The sequence below is a fragment of the Bifidobacterium saimiriisciurei genome (assembly GCF_010667655.1).
Classification (GTDB): domain Bacteria; phylum Actinomycetota; class Actinomycetes; order Actinomycetales; family Bifidobacteriaceae; genus Galliscardovia; species Galliscardovia saimiriisciurei.
The window spans coordinates 210,947-225,079 of the sequence record NZ_WHZU01000001.1 but is presented as its reverse complement, the minus strand read 5'-3'; the positions used below and the strand labels follow the sequence as shown (position 1 = coordinate 225,079).

At 64.5% G+C, this 14,133-nt stretch carries 9 protein-coding genes; 7 read left to right on the top strand and 2 right to left on the bottom strand.

Annotated features, from left to right (window positions below):
• Nucleotides 1–86: 86 nt before the first annotated feature.
• Nucleotides 87–3,149, bottom strand: a complete 3,063-nt coding sequence (locus tag GFD18_RS00810) for an InlB B-repeat-containing protein (protein WP_163200086.1) — start codon at nucleotides 3,147–3,149, stop codon at nucleotides 87–89.
• 272 nt (nucleotides 3,150–3,421) lie between these two features.
• Between GFD18_RS00810 and GFD18_RS00805 the strand changes: the two genes are divergently transcribed.
• The 5 genes from GFD18_RS00805 (at nucleotide 3,422) to GFD18_RS00785 (ending at nucleotide 8,929) form a co-directional block, all read left to right on the top strand.
• Nucleotides 3,422–4,741, top strand: coding sequence for an ABC transporter substrate-binding protein (locus GFD18_RS00805; protein ID WP_163200085.1), 1,320 nt, complete (start codon nucleotides 3,422–3,424; stop codon nucleotides 4,739–4,741).
• A gap of 187 nt (nucleotides 4,742–4,928) precedes the next feature.
• Nucleotides 4,929–5,894: a carbohydrate ABC transporter permease gene (locus GFD18_RS11315; RefSeq protein WP_204313998.1), complete on the top strand. Its 966-nt coding sequence runs from the start codon at nucleotides 4,929–4,931 to the stop codon at nucleotides 5,892–5,894.
• 6 nt (nucleotides 5,895–5,900) lie between these two features.
• Nucleotides 5,901–6,794: a carbohydrate ABC transporter permease gene (locus GFD18_RS00795; protein ID WP_163200083.1), complete on the top strand. Its 894-nt coding sequence runs from the start codon at nucleotides 5,901–5,903 to the stop codon at nucleotides 6,792–6,794.
• Between the two features lie 8 nt (nucleotides 6,795–6,802).
• Nucleotides 6,803–7,624, top strand: a complete 822-nt coding sequence (locus GFD18_RS00790; protein ID WP_163200082.1) for an alpha/beta fold hydrolase — start codon at nucleotides 6,803–6,805, stop codon at nucleotides 7,622–7,624.
• Between the two features lie 219 nt (nucleotides 7,625–7,843).
• On the top strand, nucleotides 7,844–8,929 hold the full coding sequence (locus tag GFD18_RS00785; protein WP_163200081.1) for a LacI family DNA-binding transcriptional regulator: 1,086 nt from the start codon (nucleotides 7,844–7,846) through the stop codon (nucleotides 8,927–8,929).
• A 3-nt stretch (nucleotides 8,930–8,932) separates the two neighbouring features.
• Here the strand turns inward: GFD18_RS00785 and GFD18_RS00780 are convergent, their stop codons facing one another.
• Complete coding sequence (locus GFD18_RS00780) at nucleotides 8,933–9,217, bottom strand: hypothetical protein (RefSeq protein ID WP_163200080.1); 285 nt, start codon at nucleotides 9,215–9,217, stop codon at nucleotides 8,933–8,935.
• Nucleotides 9,218–9,406: 189 nt separating this feature from the next.
• Here GFD18_RS00780 and GFD18_RS00775 point away from each other — a divergent pair, with 189 nt between their 5' ends.
• The gene (locus GFD18_RS00775; protein ID WP_225432822.1) at nucleotides 9,407–10,492 is read left to right on the top strand and encodes a LacI family DNA-binding transcriptional regulator; all 1,086 of its coding nucleotides are present in this window, start codon (nucleotides 9,407–9,409) and stop codon (nucleotides 10,490–10,492) included.
• A 227-nt stretch (nucleotides 10,493–10,719) separates the two neighbouring features.
• Nucleotides 10,720–14,106 (top strand): alginate lyase family protein, encoded by a 3,387-nt coding sequence (locus tag GFD18_RS00770; RefSeq protein WP_163200079.1) that lies wholly within the window; start codon nucleotides 10,720–10,722, stop codon nucleotides 14,104–14,106.
• Nucleotides 14,107–14,133 lie beyond the last annotated feature (27 nt).

Below are 14,133 nucleotides of genomic sequence, written 5' to 3'. Positions count from 1 at the left end.
GTATCTGCCGGGGCCCTCTCGAGTCAGGGGAGATGATGGCGATGGTCCATCAACGATGGCCCGCCGTCATCATTGTTGGTGCCGGGTCATGCGCGGCGCCTGCGGATGACGAACGCGGTGCCCGCACCCGTCAGCAGCACCAGGGCCGTGACGAGGCCGGCGACCGCCGTGCCCGTATGGCCTAGGGCGCCGCCGTTGGTGCTGGTCTTTCCGCCGTTGTCGGCGTTGGCGTTGGAGGCGTTGGTGTTGGTCGGCTTCGGGGAGCTGCCGCCATCGGCCGCCTGCTGGCCGCTGTTTCCGGGCTTCTGCGAGCCGCCGGCATTGCCCTGCTGCTGCCCGTTGCCGGGCTTGACGGCAAGCGCCTTGTAGGCGGCGTCGAGCTCCTTGGAGGCCTGGTCCACCTGGGCCTGCGTGGTGGCGCCGTCAAGCGCCTTGCGGGCCTTGGCCAGCGCGTCCTGGAACTTCGTCCATGAGGCGTCGGTGTAGTCGCCCTGCTTCACGCCGGCGTACTTGTTGACCATCGCGATCAGGCCGGCCTTGTCCACGCCGGCGGCCTGCTTGGCCCAGCCCGCATGGAGGGTGGTGTCGCCGGTCGCCTTGGCGGTCTTGAAGTCCCATGCCTGGGTGAGCCCGGCGTCCGAGTACCAGCCGGTGAACGTGTAGCCGGCCCTGGTCGGTGCCTTGGGCTCGGAGACGGGGTCGTTCCACTGCACGGTCTGCGATGCCACCTCGGAGCCGCCGTTCGCGTCGAACTTCACGGTGATGTCGGAGGCCTGGCGCATCAGGCCGAACGAGCCCTTGACTCCGGCTGCGCCCAGCACCAGCTTCGGCGAGGTGCCGGCCGGGTCCTTGCTGCTCTTCGGGGTGATGGTCAGCTGGCGGTTGTCGTGCGAGGGGGAGCTGATGGTGGCGCCGGGGCCGCCGATGCCGGAGATCGCGAACTTCTCGTTGTCGCCGATCGTGCTGGCGGAGGCCTTGACGACCAGGTCGGCGCCGTCGGCCTCGTCGGTCACGGAGAGGTACTTGCCGTTCTGCGTGGCGAGCAGCGAGTATGTGCCGTCGGCGTTTTTGATGACCTCGAACAGCGGGGCCTTCTCCCACTTCGACGTGATGGCGAGCGTGCCGTCCTTGTTCACGGAGAAGAAGGAGTTCAGCGTCTGGTCCACGCCGCTGGGCAGCTCGTCGGAGCCGGGACGGTAGGCGTTGACCTCGTCCCACGTGTTCTGGTACCACGGCTTCTCCGAGGTGCGCAGCTGGATGAACGTGCGCGGCGTGGTGGCCTCGCCGTTGTAGTTGGTCAGCGTGGAGTAGTTGAGGAAGTCGAGCGTGCTGTAGCCTTCGGGGCGCATGGCGCGGGCGGCCTTCTCCATCCACGTGGTGTCGACGCCCTCGACGTTCCTGTAGTGGGCGTAGGCGGTCTCGAACGTCGGGGCGAGGAAGCCGCGGTAGCTCACGTTGATCCAGGTGTTGATCTTGTCCCAGTAGGCGAACGGTCCGCGCAGATGGTAGATGTTGTCGACGATGGAATAGGGCACGTCGTCATGGCCGAGGTTGTACTTGGCGTACCAGTTCATGGCCTTGGCCAGGCGGTTGTCGTACAGGCCCCACAGGCTGGCGTCTCCCTGCTTCTCGGCGGTCAGGCAGATCTGCGCCATCCAGGCGATGGGCAGCTGCGCGTGGTCCATGTCGCGGCCGGCCTCCTGGGTGACGCCCTCGTCGTTGATGTAGGCGGCGATGGAGCCGTTGACGTGGATGTCCTGATACATGGTGACGGCGCGGTTGTAGATGTGCGCGTTCTCGGTGTAGACGCCGATGGCCATCATCGTCATGATGGAGCTGTCGTCCCAGCTGCCGTTGGCGAGCATCGGGGCGCTGCCGTCGCGGATGACGGGATAGAACACGTCGAGCATCTCGTTCTTCAGGGCGGTCTGCGCGTCCTTGGTGAAGCCGGCGTAGCCGCCGTCGTAGTAGGTGACGATCTCGGCCGCGGCGAGCAGGCGGTAGGTGCCGATGCTGGCGCCGAGGATGCGGTCGCGTCCGTTGAACGCCTTGAGATGCGTCCAGTTGGTGATGGTCGCTGCGGCCTTGTCGCCGTACTTGGCCTCGCCGGTCACCGCCCAGGCGAGCGCGTTGTTGTATGCGGTCTGGGCGTCGTTGTCGAACTGGTCGCGGCGCGGGGCGTCCCAGGTGGTGTAGGAGCCGCGCCCGATCTCGGTGTAGTTCTGGCCCTTGGGGCCGTCGGTGGTGTGCGAGTCGGCCAGCAGCTTCTCGAAGTCGCCCTTCCATGGCTGTTCGCCCTTGGACACATGGGCCTTCATGGTGTCGAGGTCGGTGGCGGAAAGCGCGATGCCTGGGTGGGTGAAGTCACGCGTCTCGTTGTCGGCGACGATCTTGGACTGCGGGTCGGCCTTCTCGAATGTCACGCGATAGGGGGCCTTGTCGGGGGTGCTCGCCTCGGTGTTGAAGGTGACGAATCGGGTGCCGGAAAGCTTGGTCTGGTACTTGGCGAACGACTTGCCGTCGCTTTCGTCGCCGGGCTTGATGTCGCGCTCGGAGTTCATGTGCGTGGTGATGGCCCAGCTGCCGTCGGCGGTGTCCTGGTCCATGTAGAAGCGCTCGTTGTAGCCCACGTAGCCGGCGGTGGCGTAGATGTCGTAGACGGTCGAGCCCCAGGTGGGGTCGTCGTTGTAGTACTTGGCGGCCACCGTGTTCTTCTCACGGTAGTTCTGGATGGTCAGGTACTGGCCGGAGCGGGTGTCCTGGAAGGAGTACGTGGTGACCATGGAGCCGAAGGTCTCGGCGGGGATGGTGTCGGTTCCGGTCACGTAGTCCTGGTACTTGTACTTGTATTCGATGACGTTGAACACCGACGCCTCGGAGGCGTCCTTGGTGGAGTAGACGGCGCCGTCGTTCTGGCGAACGGCGAGGTAGCCGCCGTCGGAGCCCTTGATCCTGGCGGTCTGGATCACCGTGCCGTCGGGATCGGGCGTGACGGAGCTCGCCGTGGGCGCGCCGATGCGAGGCGTCACGGCCTCCGATGCGTTCGCCATGCTTCCGCCGGCCGCAAGCGCCGATATGGCCATGGCCGTGGAGATGGCGGCGGCGATGCCGGCCCGGCCGGCCCGTCGCCATAATGACAGCTGTGTCATTAGCATTCCCTTCCTCGGAAATAGTTGTTTTCGCCCGCGGGTCCGTTCACATGAGGCCGACGGATGACGTCGGCCGGATAGCTGCACAACAACGATGTTCATGTAAATAGTTACGAGCTTATCTGGCACTATAGCGGTCTCTATGAACATCTGCAAAAACCGCGAAACGCCGATGATTTCAACGAAATTGACAGATTGTCGAAATTTGCCCTATTCTGTAATTGTTTCGCGGTTGAAACTAGTTACATAACCCAAACCAAGGAGGGTTCGGTATGAACAAGCGTTGGATGAAGATCGCGGTGAGCGCCGTCGCCGCCGTCGGTCTGTTGGCTCCGCTCGCGGCATGCGGTGGCTCGAGCAGCGGCTCCTCGACCTCGAACGGCCCCGTGACCATCGAATGGTGGGGCTGGGACCAGGGCCAGAAGAAGCAGGCCGACGAGTTCAACAAGTCGCAGAGCAAGATCAAGGTCGTCTACAAGCAGCAGGCCTCGCAGGAGAAGGCCGAGCAGGCCCTCGTCAACGCGGTCAAGGCCGGCAACGCCCCTGACCTCACCGAGGTCAACATGGACTCCACGATCTCGCTGCTGGCCGACGGTACGCTGCAGAACGTCAAGCAGTACAACCCCGACCTGTCCAAGATCTCCAAGCAGGCCGTCGATTCCTTCACCGTCGGCGATCAGCTCGCGGTCATCCCCTACAAGGTCAGCCCGCAGTTCATGATCGTCAACCAGAAGACCCTCGACGCCGCCGGCGTCAAGGCCCCGACCACCTGGGACGAGATGATCGCCGCAGGCAAGGCCCTCAAGGCCAAGAACAAGGACATCAAGCTCATCAACCTGCCCGGTGAGGACCCGTCGCAGCTGGTGCTCATGGCCCAGCAGTTCGGCGCCAAGTGGTACTCCACCAAGGGCGACAAGTGGGTCGTCGACATCAACGGCCCGGAGACCAAGAAGGCCGCCGCCTACCTGCAGCAGATCGTCGACAACGACATGTTCTCCCAGAAGACCTACGTCGAATGGGACGCCCTGATGCAGTACTTCCAGTCCGGCAACCTCGCCACGGTCGGCACCTCCACCTGGCAGCTGTCCGCCTACCAGCAGAACTTCTCCAAGTCGCTCGGTGACTGGCACGCCGTCGCATGGCCGAAGGAATCCGCCGGCTCCGACGTCGTCACCCCGCTGAACGCGCAGGGCAACGGCGTGCCGAAGGGCGCGAAGAACCCGCAGGCCGCCGTCGAGTTCGCCACCTGGCTGGCCACCAACGACACCGCCATCAAGACCGCTGCCAACGCCCAGACCGGCTCCGGCGCCTTCCCGGCCGTCACCGACGCCAGCAAGTACGTCAAGGACTCCCTGCCCGACAAGCTGCTCGACGACAACGACGACGCCGCCAAGGTGGTCGAAGAGGCCGACAAGACCCTCGCCCCCTACACCACCGGCGTGAACTGGAGCTCCATGTTCAAGCAGCTGCAGGACCAGTGGGCGCAGTTCACCCAGAAGAAGATCACCGCCGACCAGATGCTCGACAACGTCCAGGCATGGACCGTCAAGGACCTCAAGGACAAGGGCATCAGCGTCGAATCCGCCAACTGATCCGAATCCGAGTCTGACTGAGACCTACCATCTCTCCTCCTCATAACGAATGCCGTCGGGTTTCTCCTTTCTTCCACTCGACGGCATTCCTTTTCCCGAAAACCATTCATCCCGTTCATTTCCATCGGTCATCGTCCGCTTGCCCCGACGATTCGCCGATGCACCATTCATCGTTAGGAGTTGGATTGTGAGTGCCGTAACATCTTCGGTCCACGTATCCACGGCGGCGAAGTCCTCGGCCCAGGCGCGAGAGAACAAGACGCCGTCATGGCAGAGGCGCCTCGGCTACAAGGGCGCGCTGTTCGGACTGCCGTTCTTCGTGGGCTTCCTCTTCGTCTTCATCATCCCCCTGTTCTACGCCATCTACGAAAGCCTCTTCAAGCGCCAGTCCAGCGGCCTCGGCATCGGCGAGCCCACCCTGCACTTCGCGGGCCTGAGCCAGTACGCACGGGTCATGCAGGACCACGACTTCTGGGTCGGCATGGGGCGCGTGGCCATCTACTCCGTCGTGGTCGTTCCCATCATCATGGGCTTCGCCCTGCTCGAGGCGCTGCTCATCGACACCGCCAAGGCCAAGGCCAAGAAGGCCTTCCGCTTCATCCTGCTCATCCCGTACATGGTGCCGACCATCGTCTCCACGCTGATGTGGGTGTACCTCTACTCTCCCGACATCGGCCCGCTGCGCAAGTTCTTCATGGTCTTCGGCCTCGACGTCAACTTCTTCAGCCCCGGCATGCTGTGGGTCTCCATGGCCAACCTGCTGCTGTGGACCCAGGTCGGCTTCAACATGCTGATCCTCTACGGCTCCCTCACCGCGCTCGACCCGGCTCTGCTCGAGGCCGCCCGCGTGGACGGCGCCAGCGAGCTGCGCATCGCCTGGTCCATCAAGATCCCGCAGATCAAGGGATCCCTCGTGCTCACCGGCCTGCTCTCCTTCATCGGCATGCTCCAGCTGTTCGACCAGCCGCTGCTGTTCCGCTCCGCATCGCCGCAGACCGTGACCGCCAACTTCACGCCGATCATGACCATCTACAACTACACGTTCACCGCAGGCGGCGACTACAACTACGCGGCCGCGCTCTCCGTGGTGCTCGCCATCGTCATCGGCATCCTCTCCGCACTCATCTACGGATTCTCGAACAGGAAGAAGTGATACGTTATGACATCCGCAACCGCCAATCACGCTCCCGGCAAGGGGATTAAGGGCATGGGCAACAAGCGCACCCGCCTCGGCGTGCTCATCGTGCTCATCGTCATGGCCTTCTACGCATGCGCCCCGCTGTGGTGGCTCGTCGTCTCCGTCACCAAGACCCGCGTCGACCTCTACAACACCAACGGCCTGTGGTTCGGCCACACGAACAACATCGTGCAGAACTTCCAGCAGCTGTTTACCTACGAGAACGGCCTGTTCTTCAAGTGGATGTGGAACTCCATCCTCTACGCGGGCCTCGGCTCCCTCATCTGCATGGTCATCTCGCTGGCCGCCGGCTACTCGCTGAGCAAGTTCAGGTACCCCGGCAGGGGAGTGGGCATGGGCCTCGTCATGTGCTCGTTCCTCATCCCGGCCGCACTGCTCACCATGCCGATGTACCTCATGTTCTCCGCCGTGCACATGACCGACACCATCTGGGCCGTGCTCGTGCCGTTCTTCATCAACGCGTTCGACGTCTACCTCGCCAAGGTGTACATCGACGGCTCCGTGCCCGACGAGCTGCTCGAGGCCGCCCGCGTGGACGGCGCCGGCGAGCTGTTCATCTTCGGCAAGATCGTGCTGCCGCTGCTCTCCACCCCGGCCGCCACCATCTTCATCCTCACCTTCGTGCTCAACTGGAACAACTTCTACCTGCCGATCGTGATGCTGCGCGGCTCCGACAAGTGGACGCTCTCCCTCGGCCTCTACAGCTTCATGCAGACCAAGCAGACCGCCCTGTTCGACCCGACGACCATCGCCCTCGCCGGCGCCGTGCTCTCCATCGTGCCGCTTGCCGTGGTGATGATCGCCATGCAGCGATACTGGAAGTCCGGCGTGGCGCTCGGCTCCGTCAAGGGGTGAGTGCTCCGATGTCTTCCTCCACCACATACGCTGTGCTCATCCACGGATGGGGCGGCTCCCCGAAGACCTGGGAGCCGGTGCAATGGCCCGAATCGTGGAAGGTGCTCGCCTACACGCTTCCCGGCCATGCCGAGCGTGCGCAGGAAGGGCCGTGGACCATCCCGTCCGCGGCCGAGGACCTGGCCGACTACATCCGCAGGCATGTTCCGGCCGGCGCCCGCACCCTGCTCATCGCCCACTCCATGGGAGGACAGCTGTCCATGCTGGTCAACGCCGACCACCCCGAACTCCTCGACGGGGAGGTCGTCATCGACCCCGCATACAACGGCGACGACTCGCCGGCCGACGTGGCCGGAATGCGGCGCACCCTCGACGCGTTCCGCACTGACCCGCACGGCGCCATGAACGAGTTCATCCAGGGCGCGTTCTCCAAGTACCTGCCGGCCGAAAGCCGCAGGGCCATCATGGATGACGCCGGCCGGACGAACGGCACGGCGCTCGCCGACTACTTCTCCTCCGAATACCTCGAGGACGGGTCGTTCGGCCTGCGCGGGCACACTCCGGAAGTGGCGAAGCGCCGCACGAGGCCCGTGCTCGGCTTCTACACCAGCCGGGCGCGCGGCGACTACGAGCGGGCCTGCGATCCGGACGGTCTTGACGTTGAGATCTCGCTGTGGGAATCCGATCACGGTCACTTCATGCACATGGAGGATCCGCGGCGGTTCGCCGACGAGACCGTGCGCTGGGCCGTGGAGCGCGGTCTGGCCGATGCCCCTGACGCCGATGACGCCGCCGCGCGGCGGTCGGAGTCGGCCGTGGCGGCCGTCTGACCGGAACGTCATCGAATCCGGGCAACGGAAATGTAACAAGTTTCAGTAACCATCACCTTGCTGAATGCGGCGGCGTCGACTCCTTGCGATGCCGCCGCTTTTTGTAAAGGAAATCAGTTACACTACAACATCGTTATATATACGTACGTGTGACGGTATGGTCACCACGGTGGTCGCCGTCGCATCAACGGTCATTGCAACGACGAACGGAGGGACGGTATGAGCCGCCAAGAGCAGTTTGAGGGCGACGAGTCCAGGCATCACGGTCCCGGTCCCGCCCGTACGGGCAACGTCAACATCAGGGACATCGCCGAAGCGGCCGGCGTCTCCACCGCCACCGTCTCGCGCGTGATGCGCGGAGGCGCCCGTGTCTCCGAAGCCACGCGCGCCAAGGTGCGGAAGGTCATCGAGGAACTCGGATACATCCCCAACGCGCATGCCCTGGCGCTCACCACGCCGCCCAACTCCGTCACCCTGGTCGTGGACCACATCTACGGCGGCACCTACGGCGAGATGACCGCCGGCGTGGAGCGCGAGACCGCCGACCGGAACATGACGTTCCGCCTGCAGTCCACCGGCGGCAACTGGGACGATCCCGAACCCATATTCGACAACCTGCTCTCCCAGCGGTCGCGGCTGGTCGTCCTGACCGCCAGCGACGTCATCGACGCGCCGGTCAACGGCATCCTCAACGACTACGTCGACAAGTTCGCTTCCGTCGGCACCGACGTGGTGGTGCTCGCCCGTCCCCGCATGGGCCTCGACCCGCGCATCGCCGTCGTCGACTACGCCAACGAAAGCGGCACCTACGAGATGACGAAATACATGATCTCGCTTGGCCACCGGTCGTTCATGTTCGTCGGCAGGAAGCCCGACTCCAGCGTGTTCACGGCGCGATACGAAGGCTTCCTGCGTGCATTGCACGAGGCCGGGCTCTCATACGACGACCGCATCGCCGTGCCCATCGACGACGACCGCGACAGCGTCATCGCCAACGTCATGGCCGCCTATCCCATGGTCCCCGACTGCACGGCCGTCGTGGCCGTCACCGATGCCATGGCGTTGTACACCATCGCGGCGCTGCACAAGCTCGGCAAAAGCGTGCCGGGGGACGTCTCCGTCGGCGGCTTCGACGACATGCCCTTCGCCGAGGATCTGGTCGTGCCGATGACCACCGTGCACGCCCCCTTCGCCAACATGGGACATATGGCCGTCAAACTCGGTCTCGACGGTCTCGGGCACGATGTGATCATGCCTACGCAGCTGAAAATCCGCGGTTCCGTGGGCATCGCGCCGACACGATGAGTCTCATCCGCGTCTGAGGGCCCGCGCCAGCATCATGCCGATGGCGGCGACCGCGATGGTCATGATGAGGTAGTCGATCCGCGCGCCGTCCTGCGTGGCGAGACGGTATCCCTGGGTGCCGACGGTGCCCGAACCGCTCTGGAACACGGAGATGACGGTGGCCGCCACGGTCGTGCCCACGGCCACGATGGACCCGATGGGTTTCGGAGACATGGCCTGTGTCGTCTGTATCGGTGTGCGGATTGCCGTGCGGGTCTTCGTTTCCGCCGGCGTCTGTGGCGTCCTCATGAGATACGCTCCTTTGATTTCCCCAGGAATCAATCACGAATCAGTACGGTAAGCGCTTTCCATAATAGTCGGGGCGTCGCTCGGATGATAGACTTCACCATTGGCGTGGCAATCGTTTTCCGCAGAGATGTGGCGATGTGCCGGGCGGGTATCAATCACATGTATCGATCACATGGAGGATGAACGGCGATGACGACGGATCATCAGGGCAAGGCGGCGACGCTCATGGATGTGGCCAGGGAGGCCGGCGTCTCCATCGCCACCGCGTCGCGTGCGCTCAACGGCGGCACGCGCAAGGTGCGCAAGGACTCCTACGCCAAGGTGGCGGAGGCCGCCCGGCGGCTCGACTACCGGCCCAACGCCTTCGCGCAGGCCGTGGCCAAGGGGACATCCTCGAATATCGCGCTGCTGGTCTCCGACATCTCCGACCCGTACTTCGCCGGCGTCTCGCAAGGTGTGGTCAAGGCGGCCTCCGAACGCGGCGTCGACGTTTCCATCGGCGTGGCGTCCGACGGCGCCGAGGAGCTCGAACGCATCCGCGGGTTCATCGCCTCCCGGCCGAGGGGCATCGTCATCTCGGAAAGCGAGAACGTCAACGACAACCTGCGTCAGGAGCTCGAACAGGAGCTGAAGCGCTATGCCGACGCCGGCGGGCGCGTCGTGTTCATCCTCGACCGTGACATGCCGTTCCCCGCCGTCGACGTGGGCAACGAAGAGGGCGGATACGCCATCGGGAGGCTGCTGGCGGATGCCGGATACCGTCGTCCCGTGATCCTCAAGGGCAACGACGGATACCGCTCGTCCGGACAGCGCTACAGGGGTGTGGTCAAGGCGCTTTCCGAGAGCGGGGTCGACATCGACCCCCGGGCCGTGGCCAACGGGGGATTCCGCCGTGAGACCGGTTTCGCGGTTGTGTCGCAGATGATTCGCGACCGTTTGCTGCTGCCGGGGGAGGGCGCGCTGTATGACGGCTCCGGCGCGGACTGCATCGTGGCGTTGAACGACGTGATGGCCATCGGGGCCATGACCGCGCTGCGCACCGCCGGCCTCGAACCCGGCCGGCAGATCGGCGTCACCGGATTCGGGGACATCCCCTACGCCGTGGACGTCTACCCGGCTCTGACCACCGTGCACCTGCCGTTGCAGGGCATGGGCGCCGCCGCTGTCGAGAACATTCTGCTCGGTGACGACGAATACCGGGGGCTGGGCCACCGCCTCATCTTCCTGCATGCCAAGCCCGACGTCATCCTGCGTGATTCGCTGCCTCGGCGCTAGCCGGTTTTCATCGTCCTCTTCCGGCAATCGACGCTTTTCCCGAGCTCGGTCGTCTTTTTGCAATCGTCCGAAGTCGTCGGCGCATTCGGCGGTGTATACTGGGATAGTCCGTTTTGAAACCGGTTACATAGATGTTCTCCGGTAGGGCGGAATGTGGTTCAACGAGAACGCACATCGAATCCGGCGGCGCAGCGGCCGTCGGGAGGAAGGGTACTGCATTGACGGTATTGAAGAAAGCAAGAACCATCTGCGGCGCGGCCATAGGCGTCGCGGTAAGCGGCGCGATGATGGCCGCCGTGGGACTGGCGGCCACCGGAACCGCCGCATACGCGGACACCGTGGACGACGTCATCAAGGACAACGCATGGGTCTGGGGATCCGACGCCGGCAACGCCCACGCCGACGGCGCCCTCATCGTCAAGAACGACATCGACTCCTACATGCGTCTCGATCTCTCCGGCATCAGGCCCGACGCCAAATCCGTCACACTGAACATGTCGAAGAAGAACGCCGCCAACACGCTCAAGGTGCAGCGCGCCAGCGAGAACCTGAGCAAGGACGGCGCCGACACCGACACCGCATGGAGCGAAAGCAACATCACCTGGTCCACGAAGCCGATCGCCGGCGACACCGACTCCGTGAGCGTCGACATGGCCGGCGGCAACGTCTCCTTCGGCATCGACATCACCAAGCTCGTCAACGACGCCAAGGCGGCCGGCGACAAGACCATGACCCTGCGCCTGTCCACCGAGGGCACCACCGGCTCCGACCTCTACTCCACCCGTGCCGACGACGGCAGCCTCCGGCCCTACGTGGACGCCTCCTACGCCGACGACGAAAAGCCCGTCGACCTCGCCGTGAAGACGCCGTTCTCCTCATACATCGCCAACGGCGAGACCGCACAGAAGATCGTGAACATCAGGACCGACGACGGCAAATACCTTGCGGTGAACAAGAGCACCGGCGCGGTCACCACCGTCGACTCCAAGGACAACGCCTCGCTGTTCGCCATCTACGGCTACGACTACACCGCATCCGAGTACGACGACAAGGGCGGCGCCCAGCAGACCACCTACGCCATCAAGTCGCTCGCCAACGGCAAGTACCTGACCATCCAGAACTACGGCACCGCAAAGAACCAGCCGTACTACAACATGTCCGGCAACGCCTACGAGGTCAAGGCCACCGCATCCTCCGTGCTGTGGAACGAACGCTTCTACCTGCATGAATACGCCAAGGCCGGCAAGATCGCCATCGCCACGCACCTCAACTCGCTGCGCGACGGGGCCGAAGGCGCGCAGTCCCCGGTGCAGGCCACCGACAACGGCATGACCGCCGTCGCCGGCGACCACCACGTGTACAAGTACACGTTCGAAGAGGCCCCGGCCGACCTGCTCGAAGCCCACGCCACCGTGAACGGCACCAGCGCCACCGTGCAATGGACGCCCGTCAACGGCGACGCCGACGCCGGCCACTACAGCGTGGAAGGCGCCACCGTGACCAGCGCCGACGGCGTGCTGTCCGCCACCGTCACCGGACTGAAGGCCGGCAGCCGAACCGTCACCGTCAACTACGCCGACGGCGCCGCCAAGGCCAGCGACGACGTGACCGTACGCGTGTTCAACCACCCCGGCGTCACGCTCAGCGAGCAGCAGCTCGACGCCATGAAGGAGCACGTGGCCAAGAAGGAGGACCCCTGGTACTCCGACTACCTGCGTCTGAAGAACACCGCGCCCGACAACACCGCATCCGCCGACTTCGTCGACACCCCGCAGGAGGGCGTCGGCCGCGGCGACCAGCCCGGCCACGGCAACATCGCCTACTACGAGAAGGCCAGTGCCGCAGCCTACTTCAACGCCCTGGAATGGGTCGTCACCGGTGAAAGCAAGTACGCCGACAAGACCGTCGAGATCCTCAACGGCTGGTCCGACAAGCTCGACATCCTCGACGGCCGCGACCAGATCCTCGGCGCATCCCTCTCCACCGACAAGCTCATCAACGCGGCCGAGATCGTGCGCTACTACGACGGCGGATACAGCGTCTACAAGGCCGCCGACTTCGCCAGGTTCCAGAACCTGCTGCTCAACGTCGTCTACCCGGTGATCCAGGACGGCGGCGCCCCCATGAACGCCAACGGCAACTGGGACGTGATCCCCATCAACACCATGATCGCCATCGGCGTGGCCACCGACAACGCCGAGATCTACGACAACGCCGTGAACATGTACAAGAGCCCGTACATCAACGGATCGATCGTCAACTACGTGAGCGACTGGGGCCAGACCGCCGAATCCGCACGCGACCAGGCGCACGGCCAGCTCGGCGTCGGCGCCATGGGCGACATCTGCGCCATCGCCGAACAGCAGGGCGACGACCTGTGGGGCCTGGAGAACAACAAGCTCGCCAAGGCCTACAACTGGGCCGCCCAGTACAACATGTTCAGCGGCGAAGGCGAACTCAAGGCGCAGCCGATCGACAACATCTTCGGCCGCACCGACAACTGGGCCAAGTGGAGCACGATGGAGGAGCAGGGCGTGTACCGCGGCCAGCTCCGCCCGATCTACGAGACCGCGCTTGCGCACTACTCCAAGGTGCCCGGCGTCGACACCACGTGGATGGCCAAGGCCGCCGCGGCGAGCCGTCCCGAGGGCTTCGTGCACTACGACAACCTCAACTTCGACACGCTCACCTCGTACAACGGCAAGGCGGAGAAGGCCGGCACGACCAAGCCGTACTTCCAGATCCGCACGCGCATCGCGCCGTGGTACCAGACCGCATGGAACGCCATCGCCCAGTACGGTGAGGTCCCCGAGGGCTCCAACTCCATCACCGGAGGCGTGCTGCCGAAGAACTACACCACCGAGACCACGAACTCCTACTTCACCACCCAGGCCGACGGCTCGGTGAAGGTCGCCGCCAGGCAGAAGGACGCCGACGTGTATCGTCTGGTGACCAACGCCGACGAGACCTACTCCGTGCAGGACGCGAAGACCGGCAAGTACCTGAGCGTGGGCGAGCAGGCCGCCGACGGCACCAACCCAATCACCGCCACCGCCGACAAGGTGGGCGCGAACGAGAAGTTCACCATGACCAGCTGGATCGGCATCAGCTACCTGAGCCATGACGGACGCATGGTGGAGCAGACGGTCGTCGGATCCGACGCCTCGTGCGCAACCGACAAGCCCGACGTGACCAAGTGCGCGCCGGCGCTGCGACTCGGCACCGCCGCGACCCCGGCCGCCGCAGCCGACACCAAGACCACCAACTGGCTGCAGTTCACCTACCATGATGCCGTCAAGGTGCCGGGCGACGACGAGAACACCGACAACAACAGTGGTTCGGGCTCGAACAACAGCGGCAACAACGGTTCGAGCAACAACGGTTCGACCGGCGCCAACGGCTCCAATGGCCAGAACGGCACCAAGCCCAACGGCGGCAACACCTCCGGCAACGGTTCCAACGCCGCGAACGGCAAGACCGATGCCCAGGGCAACGCCTCCGGCAACAGTGCCCGCCTCTCCCGCACCGGTGCATCCGTCATCGGCGTGACGGCGCTCGCCGTCATCGCGTTGACCGCCGGCATCGCACTGTCCCTGCGTCGTAAGGCCCAGTGATTCCCGGTGATTCCCCTGATGGACGGC